At 65.9% G+C, this 19,216-nt stretch carries 28 protein-coding genes; 1 reads left to right on the forward strand and 27 read right to left on the reverse strand.

Translation table 11 applies throughout. The features are described from left to right. Positions 1-77: 77 nt before the first annotated feature. The 23 genes from QFZ67_RS15400 to rpsJ form a co-directional block, all read right to left on the reverse strand. Positions 78-737, reverse strand: coding sequence for an adenylate kinase (locus tag QFZ67_RS15400; RefSeq protein WP_307661671.1), 660 nt, complete (start codon positions 735-737; stop codon positions 78-80). Beyond that, on the reverse strand, positions 737-2,056 hold the full coding sequence (gene secY, locus QFZ67_RS15405) for a preprotein translocase subunit SecY (protein ID WP_307661672.1): 1,320 nt from the start codon (positions 2,054-2,056) through the stop codon (positions 737-739). The genes QFZ67_RS15400 and secY overlap by 1 nt, the downstream gene beginning before the upstream one ends. Before the next feature lie 256 nt (positions 2,057-2,312). Next, entirely contained in the window at positions 2,313-2,768 is a 456-nt protein-coding gene (gene rplO, locus QFZ67_RS15410; protein ID WP_142214197.1) for a 50S ribosomal protein L15, read from the reverse strand. Between the two features lies 1 nt (position 2,769). Continuing rightward, entirely contained in the window at positions 2,770-2,952 is a 183-nt protein-coding gene (rpmD, locus tag QFZ67_RS15415) for a 50S ribosomal protein L30 (protein ID WP_307661673.1), read from the reverse strand. Beyond that, positions 2,952-3,554, reverse strand: a complete 603-nt coding sequence (rpsE, locus tag QFZ67_RS15420; RefSeq protein WP_160506669.1) for a 30S ribosomal protein S5 — start codon at positions 3,552-3,554, stop codon at positions 2,952-2,954. The genes rpmD and rpsE overlap by 1 nt, the downstream gene beginning before the upstream one ends. A gap of 46 nt (positions 3,555-3,600) precedes the next feature. After that, positions 3,601-3,984: a 50S ribosomal protein L18 gene (gene rplR, locus QFZ67_RS15425; protein WP_093799540.1), complete on the reverse strand. Its 384-nt coding sequence runs from the start codon at positions 3,982-3,984 to the stop codon at positions 3,601-3,603. Between the two features lie 3 nt (positions 3,985-3,987). Further along, on the reverse strand, positions 3,988-4,527 hold the full coding sequence (rplF, locus tag QFZ67_RS15430; RefSeq protein ID WP_307661674.1) for a 50S ribosomal protein L6: 540 nt from the start codon (positions 4,525-4,527) through the stop codon (positions 3,988-3,990). Positions 4,528-4,548: 21 nt separating this feature from the next. Next, on the reverse strand, positions 4,549-4,947 hold the full coding sequence (rpsH, locus tag QFZ67_RS15435) for a 30S ribosomal protein S8 (RefSeq protein WP_307661675.1): 399 nt from the start codon (positions 4,945-4,947) through the stop codon (positions 4,549-4,551). A 210-nt stretch (positions 4,948-5,157) separates the two neighbouring features. Next, the gene (locus QFZ67_RS15440) at positions 5,158-5,343 is read right to left on the reverse strand and encodes a type Z 30S ribosomal protein S14 (protein ID WP_099500629.1); all 186 of its coding nucleotides are present in this window, start codon (positions 5,341-5,343) and stop codon (positions 5,158-5,160) included. Positions 5,344-5,348: 5 nt separating this feature from the next. After that, on the reverse strand, positions 5,349-5,906 hold the full coding sequence (rplE, locus tag QFZ67_RS15445) for a 50S ribosomal protein L5 (protein ID WP_307661676.1): 558 nt from the start codon (positions 5,904-5,906) through the stop codon (positions 5,349-5,351). Continuing rightward, the gene (rplX, locus tag QFZ67_RS15450) at positions 5,906-6,229 is read right to left on the reverse strand and encodes a 50S ribosomal protein L24 (protein ID WP_142214201.1); all 324 of its coding nucleotides are present in this window, start codon (positions 6,227-6,229) and stop codon (positions 5,906-5,908) included. The genes rplE and rplX overlap by 1 nt, the downstream gene beginning before the upstream one ends. A gap of 2 nt (positions 6,230-6,231) precedes the next feature. Next, entirely contained in the window at positions 6,232-6,600 is a 369-nt protein-coding gene (gene rplN / locus QFZ67_RS15455; protein WP_008739701.1) for a 50S ribosomal protein L14, read from the reverse strand. Positions 6,601-6,707: 107 nt separating this feature from the next. Continuing rightward, a complete protein-coding gene (gene rpsQ, locus QFZ67_RS15460; protein WP_307661677.1) occupies positions 6,708-6,992 on the reverse strand; it encodes a 30S ribosomal protein S17 in 285 nt (94 codons plus the stop codon). Further along, positions 6,992-7,216 (reverse strand): 50S ribosomal protein L29, encoded by a 225-nt coding sequence (rpmC, locus tag QFZ67_RS15465; RefSeq protein WP_307661678.1) that lies wholly within the window; start codon positions 7,214-7,216, stop codon positions 6,992-6,994. The genes rpsQ and rpmC overlap by 1 nt, the downstream gene beginning before the upstream one ends. Beyond that, positions 7,216-7,635, reverse strand: a complete 420-nt coding sequence (gene rplP, locus QFZ67_RS15470) for a 50S ribosomal protein L16 (RefSeq protein WP_014047785.1) — start codon at positions 7,633-7,635, stop codon at positions 7,216-7,218. Before rplP ends, rpmC begins: the two co-directional genes overlap by 1 nt. 5 nt (positions 7,636-7,640) lie before the next feature. Further along, positions 7,641-8,492 carry a 30S ribosomal protein S3 gene (gene rpsC, locus QFZ67_RS15475; protein WP_307661679.1) on the reverse strand — a complete coding sequence of 284 codons (852 nt, stop codon included), beginning with the start codon at positions 8,490-8,492 and terminating at the stop codon, positions 7,641-7,643. Further along, positions 8,492-8,839 carry a 50S ribosomal protein L22 gene (gene rplV, locus QFZ67_RS15480; RefSeq protein WP_004571827.1) on the reverse strand — a complete coding sequence of 116 codons (348 nt, stop codon included), beginning with the start codon at positions 8,837-8,839 and terminating at the stop codon, positions 8,492-8,494. The genes rpsC and rplV overlap by 1 nt, the downstream gene beginning before the upstream one ends. 40 nt (positions 8,840-8,879) lie before the next feature. Then, the gene (gene rpsS, locus QFZ67_RS15485; protein WP_127356386.1) at positions 8,880-9,161 is read right to left on the reverse strand and encodes a 30S ribosomal protein S19; all 282 of its coding nucleotides are present in this window, start codon (positions 9,159-9,161) and stop codon (positions 8,880-8,882) included. 12 nt (positions 9,162-9,173) lie between these two features. Beyond that, the gene (rplB, locus tag QFZ67_RS15490) at positions 9,174-10,010 is read right to left on the reverse strand and encodes a 50S ribosomal protein L2 (protein ID WP_307661680.1); all 837 of its coding nucleotides are present in this window, start codon (positions 10,008-10,010) and stop codon (positions 9,174-9,176) included. Positions 10,011-10,049: 39 nt separating this feature from the next. Next, on the reverse strand, positions 10,050-10,373 hold the full coding sequence (gene rplW, locus QFZ67_RS15495; protein ID WP_307661681.1) for a 50S ribosomal protein L23: 324 nt from the start codon (positions 10,371-10,373) through the stop codon (positions 10,050-10,052). Next, positions 10,373-11,023: a 50S ribosomal protein L4 gene (gene rplD / locus QFZ67_RS15500; RefSeq protein ID WP_307661682.1), complete on the reverse strand. Its 651-nt coding sequence runs from the start codon at positions 11,021-11,023 to the stop codon at positions 10,373-10,375. The genes rplW and rplD overlap by 1 nt, the downstream gene beginning before the upstream one ends. 5 nt (positions 11,024-11,028) lie before the next feature. Next, a complete protein-coding gene (gene rplC, locus QFZ67_RS15505; protein WP_307661683.1) occupies positions 11,029-11,673 on the reverse strand; it encodes a 50S ribosomal protein L3 in 645 nt (214 codons plus the stop codon). 14 nt (positions 11,674-11,687) lie between these two features. After that, positions 11,688-11,996 (reverse strand): 30S ribosomal protein S10, encoded by a 309-nt coding sequence (gene rpsJ / locus QFZ67_RS15510; RefSeq protein WP_003948644.1) that lies wholly within the window; start codon positions 11,994-11,996, stop codon positions 11,688-11,690. Positions 11,997-12,556: 560 nt separating this feature from the next. Here rpsJ and QFZ67_RS15515 point away from each other — a divergent pair. Further along, positions 12,557-14,653 (forward strand): PIG-L family deacetylase, encoded by a 2,097-nt coding sequence (locus QFZ67_RS15515; protein ID WP_307661684.1) that lies wholly within the window; start codon positions 12,557-12,559, stop codon positions 14,651-14,653. 97 nt (positions 14,654-14,750) lie between these two features. Here the strand turns inward: QFZ67_RS15515 and tuf are convergent, their stop codons facing one another. From tuf to rpsL, 4 genes are all read right to left on the reverse strand, one after another. Then, positions 14,751-15,944 (reverse strand): elongation factor Tu, encoded by a 1,194-nt coding sequence (gene tuf, locus QFZ67_RS15520; protein ID WP_307661685.1) that lies wholly within the window; start codon positions 15,942-15,944, stop codon positions 14,751-14,753. 153 nt (positions 15,945-16,097) lie between these two features. Further along, positions 16,098-18,224 (reverse strand): elongation factor G, encoded by a 2,127-nt coding sequence (fusA, locus tag QFZ67_RS15525; protein ID WP_307661686.1) that lies wholly within the window; start codon positions 18,222-18,224, stop codon positions 16,098-16,100. A 38-nt stretch (positions 18,225-18,262) separates the two neighbouring features. Then, positions 18,263-18,733, reverse strand: a complete 471-nt coding sequence (rpsG, locus tag QFZ67_RS15530; protein WP_014047773.1) for a 30S ribosomal protein S7 — start codon at positions 18,731-18,733, stop codon at positions 18,263-18,265. A 2-nt stretch (positions 18,734-18,735) separates the two neighbouring features. Continuing rightward, positions 18,736-19,107 (reverse strand): 30S ribosomal protein S12, encoded by a 372-nt coding sequence (gene rpsL / locus QFZ67_RS15535; RefSeq protein ID WP_003948652.1) that lies wholly within the window; start codon positions 19,105-19,107, stop codon positions 18,736-18,738. Positions 19,108-19,216: the final 109 nt, after the last annotated feature.

A 19,216-nucleotide genomic window follows, 5' to 3' on the forward strand; every position in this document is an offset into this window, starting at 1 on the left:
CTCAACAGTACGGCCGCGGCGCCCATCGGACACCGCGGCCGTACTGAAGGTACTGCTGGGGTACTACGGAGTACTGCTCAGTCCTCGCGGGACTTCGTGAGCGCGTCCATCGCCCGCTGGGTCACCTCATTGACCTTGCCCAGCGCGGAGATCGTGACCACCAGGCCCTGGGCCTTGTAGTAGTCGATGATCGGCTCGGTCTGCGTGTGGTAGACCTCGAGCCGCCTGCGCACCGTCTCCTCGGAGTCGTCATCACGCTGGTACAGCTCGCCGCCGCAGATGTCGCAGACACCCTCGGTCTTCGGCGGGGAGTACGTCACATGGAAGACGTGGCTCGAGTCGTTGCGGCAGATGCGGCGGCCCGCGATCCGCTTCACGACCTCGTCCTCGGGGACCTCCAGGTCGAGCACCGCGTCGAGCGTCATGCCTTCGGCCTTCAGCATCGCGTCGAGCGCCTCGGCCTGCGAGACATTGCGCGGGAAGCCGTCGAGCAGGAAGCCGTTCGCGGCGTCCGGCTGTTCCATCCGGTCCTTGGCCATCGCGATGGTGACCTCGTCGGGCACCAGCTCGCCCGCGTCCATGTAGGCCTTGGCCTGTACGCCGAGCTCCGTGCCCTGGCTGATGTTGGCGCGGAAGAGGTCGCCCGTGGAGATGTGCGGGATCGACAGGTTCTTGGCAAGGTACGCAGCCTGCGTTCCCTTGCCGGCACCGGGCGGTCCGACGAGGACGATTCGCATCAGCGGAGGAACCCTTCGTAATTGCGCTGCTGGAGCTGGCTCTCGATCTGCTTCACGGTCTCCAGACCCACACCCACGATGATGAGGATGCTCGTCCCGCCGAACGGGAAGTTCTGGTTCGCGCCGCCGAAGCCTGCCAACGCCATCGTCGGGACAAGAGCAATCAGACCCAGGTACAGCGAGCCCGGCCAAGTGATCCTGTTGAGCACGTAGCTCAGATACTCGGCAGTAGGTCGACCTGCCCGGATACCCGGGATGAAGCCACCATACTTCTTCATGTTGTCCGCGACTTCCTCGGGGTTGAACGAGATCGCCACATAGAAGAAGGCGAAGAACACGATCAACAGGAAGTACGTGGCGATGTAGTACGGGTGGTCACCCTTGACGAAGTGCTGCTCAATCCATGTCTTCCAGCCCGAAGTGCCACTGCTGAACTGCGCGACCAGCGCCGGGATGTAGAGCAGCGACGAGGCGAAGATGACGGGAATCACACCCGCCTGGTTCACCTTGAGCGGGATGTAAGTGGACGTACCGCCGTACGACCGCCGCCCGATCATGCGCTTCGCGTACTGCACCGGGATACGGCGCTGAGCCTGCTCGACGAAGACGACCAGGGCGACCATCACAAAGCCGATCAGGATGACCGTGCTGAACTCGATCCAGCCCTTGGCGAGCTTGCCGCTCTCCTTGATGGCCCACAGGGCGCCAGGGAAGCCGGCGGCGATCGAGATGAACATCAGGATCGACATGCCGTTGCCGATGCCGCGGTCGGTGATGAGCTCACCGAGCCACATGACGGCCGCGGTGCCCGCGGTCATGGTGACGACCATGACGATGGTCGTGTAGATCGAGCGGTCCGGAACGATCTGGTCGGCGACTGTGCACCCGCTGAAGAGCGCGCCGCTGCGGGCCGTTGCCACCAGGCCGGTGCCCTGCAGCACGGCGAGGGCGACGGTCAGGTATCGCGTGTACTGCGTGATCTTCGCGGTACCGGCCGAACCCTCCTTCTTGAGGGCCTCCAGCCGCGGGATGACCACGGTCAGCAGCTGCAGGATGATGCTCGCCGTGATGTACGGCATGATGCCCAGCGCAAAGATGGTGATCTGCAGCAGCGCCCCGCCACTGAACATGTTCACCAGGCCGAACAGGCTGTTGTTGCCCTTCTGGGCCGCGTCCACACAGATCTGTACGTTCTGGTAGCTGACGCCTGGGACCGGAATATGGGACCCCAGCCGGTACAGCACGATGATGGCGAGTGTGAAGAGCAGCTTCTTGCGCAGGTCGGGCGTCTTGAACGCCCGGGCGAACGCGGTGAGCACGGTGCCTCCTGCGACCCCCGCGCTACTGCGTCAGAGGTGACGGTATTGAGGATCGACGAATACTTAACAGGCAATCCGCACGATCTTAGTCGGACAGACCGAGCGGCCGGGGGCAGAACCCCCTTTGTTTACAGCAACAGTGCACGCCACCTTACCGGCGGAAGTGCCCCCCTAGGAACGACCGACCGGGGATGCCCCATTTGAGAGGCATCCCCGGTCGGTTTTCAGCTTTCAGCTTTCAGCCATCGAACTCGTCTCAGACGAGCTCGGTGACGGTGCCGCCGGCAGCGGCAATCTTCTCCTTGGCGGAACCGGAGACGGCGTCAACCGTCACCTGCAGCGCCACGGAGATCTCGCCCTGGCCAAGGACCTTGACGAGGCTGTTCTTGCGCACCGCGCCCTTGGCGACCAGGTCGGCCACCGTGACCTCTCCACCCTCGGGGTAGAGAGCGCCGAGCTTGTCCAGGTTCACAACCTGGTACTCGGTGCGGAACGGGTTCTTGAAGCCCTTCAGCTTCGGGAGACGCATGTGGAGGGGCATCTGCCCGCCCTCGAAGCGCTCCGGAACCTGGTAGCGGGCCTTGGTGCCCTTGGTGCCACGACCGGCGGTCTTACCCTTGGACGCCTCACCACGACCCACACGGGTCTTGGCGGTCTTGGCGCCCGGGGCAGGCCGGAGGTTGTGGACCTTCAGCGGGTTGTTCTCCGCCATGTCAGTCGACCTCCTCAACCGTGACGAGGTGGCGGACGGTGTGCACCATGCCGCGGAACTCGGGACGGTCCTCCTTGACAACCACGTCGTTCAGGCGCTTGAGCCCGAGCGAACGCAGGGTGTCGCGGTGGTTCTGCTTAGTACCGATGTACGACTTCGTCTGCGTGATCTTGAGACGGGCCATTACGCACCCGCTCCCGCACGTGCACGAAGCAGAGCCGCGGGGGCGACGTCCTCGAGGGGCAGACCACGGCGAGCCGCGATCTCCTCGGGACGCTGCAGGCCCTTGAGGGCCGCCACGGTCGCGTGCACGATGTTGATCGCGTTGGACGAGCCGAGCGACTTCGACAGGATGTCGTGAACGCCGGCGCACTCGAGCACCGCACGCACCGGGCCACCGGCGATAACGCCGGTACCGGGGGAAGCAGGCTTGAGCAGGACGACGCCCGCGGCCTTCTCGCCCGTGATCGGGTGCGGGATGGTGCCCTGGATACGCGGAACCTTGAAGAAGTTCTTCTTGGCCTCTTCAACGCCCTTGGCGATGGCCGCGGGAACTTCCTTGGCCTTGCCGTATCCGACACCTACGGTGCCGTCACCGTCGCCCACCACGACCAGCGCGGTGAAGCTGAAGCGGCGACCACCCTTGACAACCTTGGCAACGCGGTTGATCGCGACAACGCGCTCAACATAAGCGGTCTTCTCGGCGGCAGCGCCACCGTCGCGACCCTTCCGGTCCCGCCGCTCGCCGCCACCGGCACCGCTTCCGCGGCGCTGGGGTCCAGCCATTGGATTTACCTCTCTCTGTTACGTCCGTTAGTCCCGGAACCGGGGCTTAGAACTTCAGCCCGGCTTCGCGGGCGGCGTCAGCCAGAGCGGCAATGCGCCCGGCGTACCTGTTGCCACCACGGTCGAACACGACGGCCTCGACACCGGCAGCCTTCGCACGCTCGGCGACAAGCGCGCCGACCTGCTGGGCCTGGGCGCTCTTGTCGCCCTCGCCACCACGGATCGAGGTGTCCAGGGTCGACGCCGACGCGAGCGTGTGGCCCGCGATGTCGTCGATGACCTGCGCAACGATGTTGCGGTTGGAGCGCGTCACGACCAGGCGCGGACGCTCCGGCGTACCGGAGACATGCTTGCGGACGCGGATGTGGCGGCGCTTGATGGCAGCGCGCTTGTACGCGTCGCCCTTGGCAATCTTTACACCGTATGCCATGGCTTACTTACCCGCCTTTCCGACCTTGCGGCGGATGACCTCGCCGGCGTACTTGACACCCTTGGCCTTGTACGGGTCGGGCTTCCGCAGCTTGCGGATGTTCGCGGCGACCTCGCCGACCTTCTGCTTGTCGATGCCCTCGACCGAGAACTTGGTCGGCGACTCGACCTTGAAGGAGATGCCCTCGGGCGCCTCCACCAGGATCGAGTGGCTGTAGCCGAGCTGGAACTCCAGGTTGGAGCCCTTCGCGGCAACGCGGTAACCGACACCGCTGATCTCGAGCGCCTTGACGTACCCCTGGGTCACGCCGGTGATCATGTTCGCCACCAGCGTGCGGGACAGGCCGTGGAGGGCCTTGTTCTGACGCTCGTCGTTCGGGCGCAGCACCTTCAGGGTGCCGTCCTCGCCCTTGGTGACCTCGATCGGCGCGGCGACGGTGTGCGAGAGGGAACCCTTGGGGCCCTTCACCGCGACCGTGCGGCCATCGATGGTGACGTCCACACCGGCGGGAACCTGGATGGGGAGCTTGCCGATTCGCGACATTAGCTTTTCCTCCGTTCCCGACTACCAGACGTAGGCGAGGACTTCCCCACCCACGCCCTTCTTCTGTGCCTGCTGGCCGGTCAGGAGACCGTGGGACGTGGAGATGATCGCCACGCCCAGGCCGCCGAGAACCTTCGGCAGGCTGGTGGACTTCGCGTACACGCGCAGACCCGGCTTGGAAATGCGCTTGATGCCGGCGATCGAACGCTCGCGGTTCGGGCCGAACTTCAGCTCCAGGACGAGGTTCTTGCCGACTTCGGCGTCCTCGACCTTCCAGCCGGTGATGAAGCCCTCCTGCTGGAGGATCTCCGCGATGTGCGACTTGATCTTGCTGTGCGGCATCACGACGGAGTCGTGGTATGCCGAGTTCGCGTTACGCAGACGCGTGAGCATGTCTGCGATGGGATCAGTCATGGTCATGAATTGGCCTTCGGCCTCTCTCGCCGGGGTTTCCTGTATGCGCCATCCCTCTCCCCACTCAGTGGCGGGACGGGTGCGGTGCGGGGACCTACGGCGTAGTAAGTCGGTCAGGGCGACGGGCGCCCAACCCCACAAGCCTACGGCATGTGAGGGAGGGCTCCCGCCGACCAGATACTTACCGAGAGCCTCCGGTAATTCCCAAGTAGGGAATTACCAGGAGCTCTTGGTCACGCCCGGCAGCTCGCCACGGTGAGCCATCTCACGAAGGCACACGCGGCACAGGCCGAACTTGCGGTATACGGAGTGCGGACGGCCACAGCGCTGGCAGCGGGTGTAGGCGCGCACACCGAACTTGGGCTTACGAGCAGCTTTGGCAACAAGAGCCTTCTTCGCCATCTCGCTTACGCCTCCTTGAACGGGAAGCCGAGGTGACGAAGGAGCGCGCGGCCCTCAGCGTCGTTGGTCGCCGTGGTGACCACGGTGATGTCCATACCCCGGACGCGGTCGATCTTGTCCTGGTCGATCTCGTGGAACATGACCTGCTCCGTGAGGCCGAAGGTGTAGTTGCCACGGCCGTCGAACTGCTTGGGGGACAGACCACGGAAGTCGCGGATGCGCGGAAGCGCGAGCGACAGGGTGCGGTCCAGGAACTCCCACATGCGGTCGCCACGGAGCGTGACGTGGGCACCGATCGGCTGGCCCTCACGCAGCTTGAACTGCGCGATGGACTTACGGGCCTTGGTGACGGCCGGCTTCTGGCCGGTGATCGTGGTGAGGTCGCGAATCGCGCCATCGATCAGCTTGGAGTCGCGGGCGGCGTCGCCCACACCCATGTTGACCACGATCTTGACGAGGCCGGGGATCTGCATGACGTTCTCGTACGAGAACTCCTCACGCAGCTTGCCCGCGATCTCCTCGCGGTACTTCGTCTTCAGACGCGGAGTGGTGGTGGTAGCCATCAGATGTCCTCACCCGTCCGCTTGGCAACGCGGATCTTGTTGCCTTCGTCGTCGAAGCGGTAACCGACGCGCGTGACGACCTTGTTGCCGTCCTTCTCCACGACGAGCTGAACGTTGCTCACGTGAACAGGGGCCTCAGTCGTGACAATGCCACCGGTCTGCGAACCGCGAGCGGTCTGGCCGGCCTTGGTGTGCTTCTTGACCCGGTTGACACCCTCGACCAGGACGCGGTCCTCGCGGGGGAAGGCCGCGATGACCTTGCCCTGCTTGCCCTTGTCCTTGCCGGTGATGACCTGAACCAGGTCGCCCTTCTTGATCTTCATGCTTACAGCACCTCCGGCGCGAGCGAGATGATCTTCATGAACTTCTTCTCGCGCAGCTCACGGCCAACCGGGCCGAAGATGCGGGTGCCGCGAGGGTCGCCGTCGTTCTTCAGAATGACGGCGGCGTTCTCGTCGAAGCGGATGTACGAGCCGTCCTGGCGGCGGCGCTCCTTCACGGTGCGAACGATGACCGCCTTGACGACGTCACCCTTCTTCACGTTGCCACCGGGGATCGCGTCCTTGACGGTGGCGACGATGACGTCACCGATGCCCGCGTAGCGGCGACCGGAACCACCGAGAACACGGATGCAAAGGATCTCCTTGGCACCAGTGTTGTCGGCGATACGCAGTCGCGACTCCTGCTGGATCACGTCTATCTCCTGATCGTCTGCCGGTTCCCGGCAGGGGCTGTCCTCTTACGAGGTCAGGCCCCTGCCGAGCCTGGCGGAACTGTCCTGAGGGGAAACCCCCTCAGGGATTACTTGGCCTTCTCGAGGATCTCGACGATGCGCCAGCGCTTCGTCGCCGACAGCGGACGCGTCTCCATGATGAGGACGCGGTCGCCGACGCCGGCAGCGTTCTGCTCGTCGTGCGCCTTGAGCTTGTTGGTACGGCGGATGACCTTGCCGTACAGCGCGTGCTTCACACGGTCCTCGACAGCGACGACGACGGTCTTGTCCATCTTGTCGCTGACGACCAGACCCTCACGGGTCTTGCGGAAACCGCGGTCAGTGTTGGTCTCAGTCACATTGCTCTCGCTCATCAGGCGCTCTCCACCGTCTCGATGCCCAGCTCGCGCTCACGCATGAGGGTGTAGATCCGCGCGATGTCCTTGCGGACGGCCTTGAGCCGGCCGTGGTTCTCGAGCTGACCGGTCGCCGCCTGGAAGCGGAGGTTGAACAGCTCTTCCTTGGCCTCGCGAAGCTTGGCAACAAGCTCCTCGTCGCCCAGCTCACGCAGCTCGGACGCCTTGGTACCGGTAGACATCACGACTCACCTGCCTCGCGCCGAACGATCCGGCACTTCATCGGAAGCTTGTGAGCAGCGCGGGTAAGCGCCTCACGCGCAATCTTCTCGTTCGGGTAGGACAGCTCGAACATCACCCGACCGGGCTTGACGTTCGCGATCCACCACTCGGGGGAACCCTTACCGGAACCCATGCGGGTCTCGGCAGGCTTCTTCGTCAGCGGGCGGTCCGGGTAGATGTTGATCCAGACCTTGCCGCCACGCTTGATGTGGCGGGTCATCGCGATACGAGCCGCTTCGATCTGGCGGTTGGTCACGTACGCCGGAGTGAGGGCCTGAATGCCGTACTCGCCGAACGCAACCTGCGTACCACCCTTGGACATACCGCTGCGCTTCGGGTGGTGCTGCTTGCGGTGCTTGACCCTACGGGGGATCAGCATTTCGGTCAGGCCTCCGTTCCGGTGCTCTCAGCAGCCGGAGCAGCGGCAGCGGCGGGAGCCTCGGCCTTGGGGGCCTCGGCTGCCGGCGCAGACTGCTGCGGCTTGCGACCACCGCGGCCGCCCCGCTCGCCACCACGACCGCCACGGCCACCGGCCGGACGGTCGCCGGCGCCACCACGGGCCGGGCGGTTACCCGCACGGGCCGCAGCGTTCTCGGCGCGGACCTCGGCGATGTTCTTGACGTCGCCCTTGTAGATCCAGACCTTCACACCGATACGGCCGAAGGTCGTCTTGGCCTCGAAGAAGCCGTAGTCGACGTTCGCGCGGAGCGTGTGCAGGGGCACACGGCCCTCGCGGTAGAACTCCGAGCGGGACATCTCGGCGCCGCCGAGACGGCCACCGCACTGGATCTTGATGCCCTTGGCGCCGGCCTTCATCGTGCCCTGCATGCTCTTACGCATGGCGCGACGGAAGGAGACGCGGGAGGAGAGCTGCTCGGCGACGGCCTGGGCCACCAGCTGAGCGTCCACCTCGGGGTTCTTGACCTCGAGGATGTTCAGCTGGACCTGCTTGCCGGTCAGCTTCTCCAGCTCGCCGCGGATGCGGTCGGCCTCGGCGCCACGGCGACCGATGACGATGCCCGGGCGGGCGGTGTGGATGTCAACGCGGACGCGGTCGCGGGTGCGCTCGATCTCAACCTTCGAGATACCGGCTCGCTCCATGCCCTTCGTCATCATGCGACGAATGGCGACGTCTTCCTTGACGTAGTCCTTGTACAGCTTGTCGGCGTACCAACGGGACTTGAAGTCCGTGGTGATGCCGAGCCGGAACCCATGCGGGTTAACCTTCTGGCCCATTACCGGGTTCCTTCCTTGCTGCTGACGACCACGGTGATGTGGCTGGTCCGCTTACGGATCCGGTAGGCACGGCCCTGAGCACGCGGACGGAACCGCTTCAGGGTCGGGCCCTCGTCCACGTACGCCTCGCTGATGACCAGCGAAGAGGCGTCGGTGTGGTCGTAGTTGTGTGCAGCGTTGGCAATGGCGCTGTCAAGCACCTTGCCAACCGGCACGCTCGCGGCCTGCGGGGCGAAACGCAGGACCGCCTGAGCCTCCGTGGCATCCATGCCACGGATGAGGTCCACCACTCGGCGGGCCTTCATGGGCGTGACGCGGATGTACCGCGCCTGGGCCCTGGCTTCCATGGTTGTCCCTTCGGTGTAAGTCATAGTCAGTCACCCCGCGTTAGCGGCGCTTCGACTTCCGGTCGTCCTTGACGTGGCCGCGGAAGGTGCGAGTCGGCGAGAACTCGCCGAGCTTGTGGCCGACCATCGACTCGGTGACGAACACCGGGACGTGGATCTTGCCGTTGTGCACCGCGATCGTGTGGCCGAGCATGGCCGGGATGATCATCGAGCGACGGGACCAGGTCTTGATGACGTTCTTGGTGCCGGCTTCGTTCTGGACATCCACCTTCTTGATGAGGTGGTCGTCGACGAAGGGCCCCTTCTTGAGACTGCGCGGCATCTAAACCCGCTCCTAGCGCTTCTTGTTCGTCTTGCGGCGGCGGACGATGTACTTGCTGGACGCCTTCTTCGGCGAGCGAGTACGACCCTCCTTCTGACCCCACGGGCTGACCGGGTGGCGACCACCGGAGGTCTTGCCCTCACCACCACCGTGCGGGTGGTCGACCGGGTTCATGGCGACACCGCGGACAGTCGGGCGAACGCCCTTCCACCGCAGACGGCCGGCCTTGCCCCAGTTGATGTTCGACTGCTCGGCGTTGCCGACCTCGCCGATGGTGGCGCGGCAGCGGACGTCGACCAGGCGGATCTCGCCGGACGGCATACGAAGGTGGGCCATGGAGCCCTCCTTCGCCAGCAGCTGCACGGAGGCACCCGCGGAGCGGGCGAACTTCGCGCCGCCGCCGGGCCGCAGCTCGATGGCGTGGATGGTCGTACCGACCGGGATGTTGCGCAGCGCCAGGTTGTTGCCGGGCTTGATGTCGGCGGCCGGGCCGTTCTCGACACGGTCGCCCTGCGACAGGCCACGCGGCGCGATGATGTAGCGCTTCTCGCCGTCTGCGTAGTGCAGGAGCGCGATGCGCGCGGTGCGGTTCGGGTCGTACTCGATGTGAGCGACCTTGGCCGGAACGCCGTCCTTGTCGTGACGACGGAAGTCGATCAGGCGGTAGGCGCGCTTGTGGCCACCGCCCTGGTGACGGACGGTCACACGACCGGTGTTGTTACGGCCGCCCTTGCTGTGCAGGGGGCGGACCAGCGACTTCTCCGGCGTGGACCGCGTGATCTCGACAAAGTCGGCGACGCTGGAGCCACGACGGCCCGGGGTCGTCGGCTTGTACTTGCGGATACCCATTTCTCAGTCCTCGTCCGATTCCGGACGACTCGACCTCCGTCAGGAGGTCGGGCCGCCGAAGATGTCGATTCGGTCGCCCTCAGCGAGGGTCACGATGGCGCGCTTGGTGTTGGCGCGCTTGCCGAAACCGGTCTTGGTGCGCTTGCGCTTACCCTGACGGTTGATCGTGTTGACCCCGGTGACCTTGACCGAGAAGACCGCCTCGACGGCCTGCTTGATCTGGGTCTTGTTGGAGCCGGGCGCGACGATGAACGTGTACTTGTTCTCGTCGAGCAGGGCGTAGCTCTTCTCGGAGACAACCGGCTTGACGAGAACGTCGCGCGGGTCCGAGAAGGTCTTGCTGGTTACGGTCGCCTCAGACATCAGGCGTCGCTCCCTTCGGTCTCATCGGCCTTGGGACCAGACACGAAGGACTCGAAGGCGGCCTTGGTGAAGACCACGTCGTCGGAGACGAGCACGTCGTACGTGTTCAGCTGGCCCGGCTCCAGGAGGTGCACCTGGGGCAGGTTGCGGGCGGAGAGCCACGCGGCCTCGTCGGCCCGCTCGACGACCAGGAGCACGTGCTTGCGCTCACTGATCTTGCCCAGCAGGGTCTTCGCGGCCTTGGTGGAGACCTCGCCCTCGATCACGCCGGTGACGACGTGGATACGGGAGTTGCGGGCCCGGTCGGTGAGGGCACCCCGCAGGGCGGCGGCCTTCATCTTCTTCGGGGTCCGCTGCGAGTAGTCACGCGGCGTGGGGCCGTGTACGACGCCACCGCCGGCGAACTGCGGCGCACGGGTCGAACCCTGACGGGCGCGGCCGGTGCCCTTCTGGCGGTAGGGCTTCCTACCGCCACCACGGACCTCGCCACGGCGCTTGACCTTGTGCGTGCCCTGACGGGCGGCGGCCAGCTGCGCGACGACGACCTGGTGGAGCAGCGGGATGCTGACCTTGGCGTCGAAGATCTCGGCCGGGAGCTCGACGGTCCCGGACTTGTCGCCGGAGGGCGACAGAATGTCAATGGTGCTCATAGTCCTCAGACCCCCTTGGCCGCAGTGCGGACCAGGACGAGGCCGCCGTTCGGACCAGGAACCGCGCCCTTGATGAGCAGCAGGCCCTTCTCCGCGTCAACCGCGTGGATGGTCAGGTTCTGGGTGGTGACCCGCTCGTTACCCATGCGGCCCGCCATGCGCATGCCCTTGAAGACACGCCCAGGGGTGGCGCAGCCACCGATGGAACCGGGCGAGCGGTGCTTGCGCTGGGTACCGTGACCGGCGCCGAGGCCCTTGAAGTTGTGACGCTTCATGACACCGGCGAAGCCCTTGCCCTTGCTCTTGCCCGTGACGTCGACCTTGACGCCGGACTCGAACACCTCGGCAGTGATCTCCTGGCCGAGCGTGTACTCGCTGGCGTCGGAGGTACGGAGCTCCACCAGGTGGCGGCGCGGGGTTACGTCGGCCTTGGCGAAGTGACCCTTGAGGGGCTTGTTCACCTTGCGCGGGTCGATCTCGCCGAAGGCGATCTGGACCGACTCGTAGCCGTCGGAGTCATTCGTACGGACCTGGGTCACAACGTTCGGACCGGCCTTGACCACGGTGACCGGGACGACACGGTTGTTCTCGTCCCAGACCTGGGTCATGCCGAGCTTCTCGCCCAGGATGCCCTTGATCTGCTTAGCCATCTCTTCCGCGCCTCTCAGAGCTTGATCTCGATGTCAACGCCGGCCGGAAGGTCCAGGCGCATCAGCGAGTCAACGGTCTTGGGCGTCGGGTCGAGGATGTCGATCAGGCGCTTGTGCGTGCGCATCTCGAAGTGCTCGCGCGAGTCCTTGTACTTGTGCGGCGACTTGATGACGCAGTACACGTTCTTCTCAGTGGGCAGCGGCACCGGGCCCGCGACCGACGCACCAGTGCGGGTCACCGTCTCGACGATCTTCTTCGCCGATGAGTCGATGACCTCGTGGTCGTAGGCCTTGAGCCGGATGCGGATCTTCTGTCCCGCCATGGCTACTCAGTAGTCCTGTCTCTAGAAACGCTCTGGAACTCGGTCGGTCCTGCGATCTTCTCCGACCCCCGCGGTCGGGCGTGTCGCACTCCCTCTACGAAGATCTCCCGAAGGATTTCCCAACCAAGGGGTGCGGGCCGAAGACCACGCGTCGGGGGAAGAACACCCACCGAGTGCCTGGCTGGTACCCCGCTGACACTTCCCGGAAGATTCCCGTACGTCCGCTCCAGCGCTGCCTTACGGCAGATGGGGCGACGAGTACTGTGGGACTCGCTTCCGGTCCTCCCGGCGGGAGGCGCGCAGCATCGGCAACTCAACCGAGCAACCTGGTCAGTGTGCCATATGGGGCACACCCCGCGCCAATCGCAGCCGGAGACAGTACCCCACCGCTCCGCCTCACGCACAAGCTTCCGATGGTGAAGCAACCTCGCGTGTCACTCAGCCGTCTTGTTGACCGCGGAACGGCTCTGACCAGCAGCCCGTCCGCCATTTTCTGAGATCGGCAGTACGCAGCACGGGGGCTTTCTGCCCGCTGCGGGGGAGCGGACGGAGCACGACAGATGAACAACGCGCCTGCCCTGGGGACGGCTGCGGCGCGCCCCGGCGGCCCGAGCAGACGCCATGTGGTCATTGCCACAACCGTCCTCGCCGCCGCCGTGGCCCTCAGCTCCTGCTCCGTACCCGCCCCTCGGCGCTCCACCCCAGCCGCGGACCCCGCGCCCGGCATGCCGATCGCCAGCTCCCGACGGGCGCGGGCGATGCAGATACTGGCCCATCCGGATGACGATCTGTACTTCATGAACCCCGACACCCAGCGGATGCTGGACGCCGGGGTTCCGCTGGTCTGCATATATGTCACCGCGGGTGAGCACGACGGCAAGAACCACATACCCGGGGACTGGGACGTCCCCGCGGACCGGGCCGGCTACTCCTCCGCCCGCCACCAGGGCCTGCGCCAGGCCTACGCGGCCCTGCTCGGGCTCGACAGGTTCGCCGACTGGACCAAGGATGTCGCCTCGCTGCACGGCGGCCACCGGGCCGAGATCAACACCCTCACCAACGGCCGGGCCACGGTCGAACTGATCTTCCTCAACCTCCCCATGCACACCACCCGCCGCTACATGGCCCTCCCCAGCCTGTGGCGGGACCGCTCGCTCGGCCTCAACACCGTCGTCGCCGCGGGCTCTCCGTTGCGCGGGACCGTTTCGTACGACTACGACGAGCTCATCGACGTACTCGTCGGGCTCATGGAGCAGTACCGGCCGACCGTGATCCAGACCCTGGACCCCGATCCCGACATCCAGCACAGCGACGAGGCGACCCGTAAGAAGGACAGCGAACAGCGCGGCTACTCGGATCACGCCGACCACACCGCCGTCGCCTTGTTCAGCTGGGCCGCGATGGTCCGCTGGGTCGCCCGTGCGACGAAGGACAGCGGTGAGGTGCCCGGCTTCGTCGCCACCGCCTTCCGCGGCTACTACAACCGCCACTGGCCGAAGAACCTCCCGGCCGCGGTGCTCCAGGAGAAGGCCGCGGGCCTCGTCCCGTACGGCGGCAGCCCGGACTGGGATTGCGGCAACACGGCCGGCTGCGGCGACTACAACGTCGGCGGCGTCCGCCCGCTCAAGAACAAGAAGGGCTGGGTCCGCGCCACCCACCACCGCTACCCCGGCCCCCGCACCACCGTCGCCACCGAGGCGTCGGGCCGGCTGGTCGCCTACGGCGTGCTCGGGCTGCGTGCGGTCCGCTGGCGGGAGACCCGGCCGGGAAGCGGCCAGTGGGGAGCCCCGGACGACCTCGGCGGCGGCCCGCTCGCGCCCGCCCTCGGCGCGGCCACCCTCAAGGACGGCCGTCAGCTGCTGTTCGCGCTGCGCTTCGCCGCCCTCGACGGCCACGGCGGCCCCAACCAGCGCGAGGTCGTCCTGCTGGAGCAGGGCTCCCCCGGCGGCGCGTTCCTCGCCTGGAACGGTCTGGGCAACCCCGAGCGGGACGACGACCGCGGCCGTCGCATCGGTGTCCCGGTGGCGGTGGCGGCACCCGACGGCCGGGTCCACCTCTTCGTCCGCAATGCCGACAAGGGGATCAGCACCCGGGTCCGCGACAGGGCCGGGCGCTGGGACCGCTGGCGCGACCTCGGCGGAGCGGAGATCCAGGACGGTCTCTCCACGGTCGTGGACAGTGCAGGCCGGGTCCATGTCTTCGGCTCCGGCCGCGAGAGCGTGCACCACTGGACGCAGGACACCATGGGCCTGCCGCTCACCTTCCGCCCGGGCAGCCGGCTGCCGGTCCCCGGGGGCCCGCTCGCCCCGGTGCTGACCGACGACGGTGGCATCGAGCTGTACTACCGCAAGCCGACGGACTCGGTGGTGATGGCCGTACGTACTGGCGGCGCGCCCGCCCGGCCCCGCAAGGAAGGCTTCGACGGCTACGGCCCACTCAGCGCGTCCGCGGCCCCCGGCGGCCTCGTACTGCTCGGCAAGGACACCCGCGGCCGGATCCAACTCCGCACCCGCAGAGAGCTTCTGACGCGCACTCATGGCATCGCGGCGCTGGACGCGCCCGCCCTCCACGTAGGCCACTCGGGCGCCACCGTCGTGGGCCTGGGGGCCGACGCGCACCCCTGGACCTGGTCGCCCCGGGCGGGAACGGCCGGCTGAGACCGGCAGGACGCGAACCAGACACGAACAAGGGCCCCGCACCAATGGTGCGGGGCCCTTGCTGATGCTCCAGGGAGCAACCAGATCAGATCAGCAATTACTTGTTGATCTTGATGACCTGGCCGGCGCCGACGGTCCGGCCACCCTCACGGATGGCGAACTTCAGGCCCTCCTCCATGGCGACCGGCTGAATCAGCGAGACCGTCATGGTGGTGTTGTCGCCCGGCATGACCATCTCGGTGCCCTCGGGGAGGGTCACAACGCCGGTCACGTCCGTGGTACGGAAGTAGAACTGCGGGCGGTAGTTGTTGAAGAAGGGGGTGTGACGACCACCCTCGTCCTTCGACAGGATGTAGGCCTGGGCCTCGAACTCGGTGTGCGGCGTGACCGAACCGGGCTTGATGATGACCTGGCCGCGCTCGACGTCCTCGCGCTTGATGCCACGGAGGAGCAGACCGACGTTCTCACCGGCCTGGCCCTCGTCGAGCAGCTTGCGGAACATCTCGATGCCGGTGACCGTGGTGGTGGTCTTCTCGGTCTTGATACCGACGATGTCGACGGTCTCGTTGACCTTGAGGACACCACGCTCGATACGACCGGTGACGACGGTGCCACGACCGGTGATCGTGAAGACGTCCTCGATCGGCATCAGGAACGGCTTGTCGACGTCACGCTCGGGCTGCGGGATCGCCTCGTCGACGGCGGCCATCAGGTTCAGGACCGACTGGCCCCACTCCTTGTCGCCCTCGAGAGCCTTGAGCGCCGAGACGCGCACGACCGGGAGGTCGTCGCCCGGGAACTCGTACTCGGAGAGGAGCTCACGAACCTCGAGCTCGACGAGCTCCATGATCTCCTCGTCGTCCACCATGTCGGCCTTGTTCAGGGCGACAACGATGTACGGAACGCCGACCTGGCGGGCCAGGAGCACGTGCTCCTTGGTCTGCGGCATCGGGCCGTCGGTGGCGGCGACCACGAGGATGGCGCCGTCCATCTGCGCCGCACCCGTGATCATGTTCTTGATGTAGTCCGCGTGACCCGGGCAGTCGACGTGCGCGTAGTGACGCGACTCCGTCTGGTACTCGACGTGCGCGATGGAGATGGTGATACCGCGCTGGCGCTCCTCAGGAGCCTTGTCGATCTGGTCGAAGGCCGAGGCCTCGTTCAGGTCCGGGTACGCGTCATGCAGCACCTTGGTAATGGCGGCCGTGAGGGTCGTCTTACCGTGGTCGATGTGACCGATGGTGCCGATGTTGACGTGCGGCTTAGTCCGCTCGAACTTCGCCTTCGCCACTGGGGTCCTCCTGTGGAGTGGTTCTGTACGCCTTACTCATCGGCGCCAGGTGATCTTTGCTGGGATGCCGGGGCCCGGGGCATCCCATCCGGGATTCGGATGGAATGCCCCAGCAGGCTCCGGTGACAAGCCTAAAGCGTGTACTCGGAAGAGTTACTCGCCCTTGGCCTTCGCGATGATCTCCTCGGCGACGTTCCGCGGAACCTCGGCGTAGGAGTCGAACTGCATCGAGTAGCTTGCGCGACCCGAGGTCTTGCTGCGGAGGTCTCCGACGTAGCCGAACATCTCCGACAGCGGAACCAGGCCCTTGACGACCCGGGCACCGCTGCGCTCCTCCATGGCCTGAATCTGGCCACGTCGGGAGTTGAGGTCGCCGATGACATCGCCCATGTAGTCCTCGGGCGTGGTGACCTCGACGGCCATCATCGGCTCGAGAAGCACGGGGGACGCCTTGCGAGCACCCTCCTTGAACGCCTGCGAACCGGCGATCTTGAACGCGAGTTCGGAGGAGTCGACCTCGTGGTAGCCACCGTCGAGAAGGGTGACGCGGACGCCCACCATCTCGTAACCGGCCAGGATGCCGAACTGCATGGCTTCCTGCGCGCCCGCGTCCACCGAGGGGATGTACTCACGGGGGATGCGGCCACCGGTGACCTTGTTCACGAACTCGTAGGTCGCGTCGCCGCCCTCGATGGGCTCCAGCGCGATCTGCACCTTCGCGAACTGACCGGTACCACCGGTCTGCTTCTTGTGCGTGTAGTCGATACGCTCGACGGTCTTGCGGATCGTCTCGCGGTACGCGACCTGCGGCTTGCCGACGTTCGCCTCGACGCGGAACTCGCGACGCATGCGGTCGACGAGCACCTCGAGGTGAAGCTCGCCCATACCACCGATGATGGTCTGGCCGGTCTCCTCGTCCGAGTGGACCTGGAAGGAGGGGTCCTCCTCCGCGAGACGCTGGATGGCGACACCCAGCTTCTCCTGGTCACCCTTGGACTTGGGCTCGATCGCGACCTGGATGACCGGCGCCGGGAAGTCCATGGACTCCAGGATCACCGGGTTCTTGTCGTCGCACAGCGTCTCACCGGTGGTGGTCTGCTTCAGGCCCATGACGGCGACGATGTCGCCGGCGCCCACCGACTCGATCTCCTCACGCTTGTTCGCGTGCATACGGTAGATCTTGCCGATGCGCTCCTTCTTGCCCTTGGTGGGGTTCAGCACAGCGGTGCCGGACTCCAGGCGACCCGAGTAGACCCGGATGAAGGTGAGCTTACCCAGGTGCGGGTCGCTCGCGATCTTGAAGGCCAGGGCGGCCAGCGGCTCGTCCTCGGACGGCTTGCGCGTGATGACCTTCTCCGCGTCCTTGACGTCGTGGCCATCAATGCCTTCGACGTCCAGGGGGGAGGGGAGGTAACGCACAACCGCGTCGAGCAGGGGCTGCACACCCTTGTTCTTGAACGCGGTACCGCAGAAGACGGGGGTGACGGTGGTGCCGCCGCCCTTGCCGGACGCGATGGTGATACGACGGATCGCGGCGTACAGCTGCTCCTCGGTGGGCTCGACGCCCTCCAGGTACAGCTCCATGACCTCTTCGTCGTTCTCCGCCACGGTCTCGACCAGCTTGCCGCGCCACTCCTCGGCAGCCTCGGTGTGCGTGGCCGGGATGTCGACCACGTCGTACATCTCGCCCTTGGTGGCCTCGGCGGACCAGACAAGAGCCTTCATACGAACGAGGTCGACGACGCCCTTGAAGTCCGCCTCGGCACCGATCGGCAGCTGCATCACGATCGGGGTCGCGCCGAGGCGGTCCACGATCATGTCGACGCAGCGGTGGAACTCCGCGCCGGTGCGGTCGAGCTTGTTGACGAAGCAGATACGCGGAACGCCGTAGCGGTCCGCCTGGCGCCACACAGTCTCGGACTGGGGCTCAACGCCGGCGACACCGTCGAACACCGTGACGGCACCGTCGAGCACGCGGAGCGAACGCTCCACCTCGACCGTGAAGTCGACGTGACCCGGGGTGTCGATGATGTTGATGGTGTGATCGACGTCCTCGAGCGGCCAGTGACAGGTCGTCGCGGCGGACGTGATCGTGATGCCGCGCTCCTGCTCCTGCTCCATCCAGTCCATCGTGGCAGCGCCGTCGTGGACCTCACCGATCTTGTAGCTCACACCGGTGTAGAACAGGATGCGCTCGGTGGTCGTCGTCTTGCCCGCGTCGATGTGGGCCATGATCCCAATGTTGCGGACCTTGGCCAGGTCAAGCGAAGTGGTGGCCATAAGGCTCAATCTTCTCTCGGTCTCGATGTGGGTAGCGACTACCAGCGGTAGTGCGCGAAGGCCTTGTTGGACTCGGCCATCTTGTGCGTGTCCTCACGCTTCTTGACCGCAGCGCCGAGGCCGTTGGAGGCGTCGAGCAACTCGTTCATGAGGCGTTCGGTCATGGTCTTCTCGCGACGGGCGCGGGAGTAACCCACGACCCAGCGGAGCGCGAGGGTGGCGGCACGACCGGGCTTGACCTCGATCGGCACCTGGTAGGTGGCGCCACCGACACGGCGGGACTTGACCTCGAGAGACGGCTTGACGTTCTCGAGGGCGCGCTTCAGCGTGATGACCGGGTCAGCGCCGGTCTTCTCGCGGAGGCCTTCCATGGCGCCGTAGACGATCCGCTCGGCAGTGGAACGCTTGCCGTTGAGCAGGATCTTGTTGATCAGCGACGTGACAAGAGGAGAACCGTAGACCGGGTCGATGATGACCGGGCGCTTCGGGGCGGGGCCCTTACGAGGCATTCTTACTTCTCCTTCTTGGCGCCGTAGCGGCTGCGGGCCTGCTTGCGGTTCTTGACACCCTGGGTGTCGAGGGAACCGCGGATGATCTTGTAACGAACACCCGGCAGGTCCTTCACACGGCCACCACGCACGAGCACGATGGAGTGCTCCTGCAGGTTGTGTCCCTCACCCGGAATGTAGGCCGTGACCTCGATGCCGGAGGTCAGACGCACACGCGCGACCTTCCGCAGGGCCGAGTTCGGCTTCTTCGGGGTGGTCGTGAACACACGCGTGCAGACACCACGACGCTGAGGGGAACCCTCGAGCGCGGGCGTCTTGTTCTTCTCGACCTTGTCCTGCCGGCCCTTCCGGACCAGCTGCTGGATCGTAGGCACTACTTCTCCGGTTTCTGTGTGCCGTTCGTGAAGCTAACCTGGAACGTCGCCGACCCACGCGGTCGGGTGTGTCGAATACTGCAGGCTCCCGCCGCAAGGCAGAGAGAGC

Source organism: Streptomyces sp. V1I1, from assembly GCF_030817355.1.
Lineage (GTDB): Bacteria > Actinomycetota > Actinomycetes > Streptomycetales > Streptomycetaceae > Streptomyces.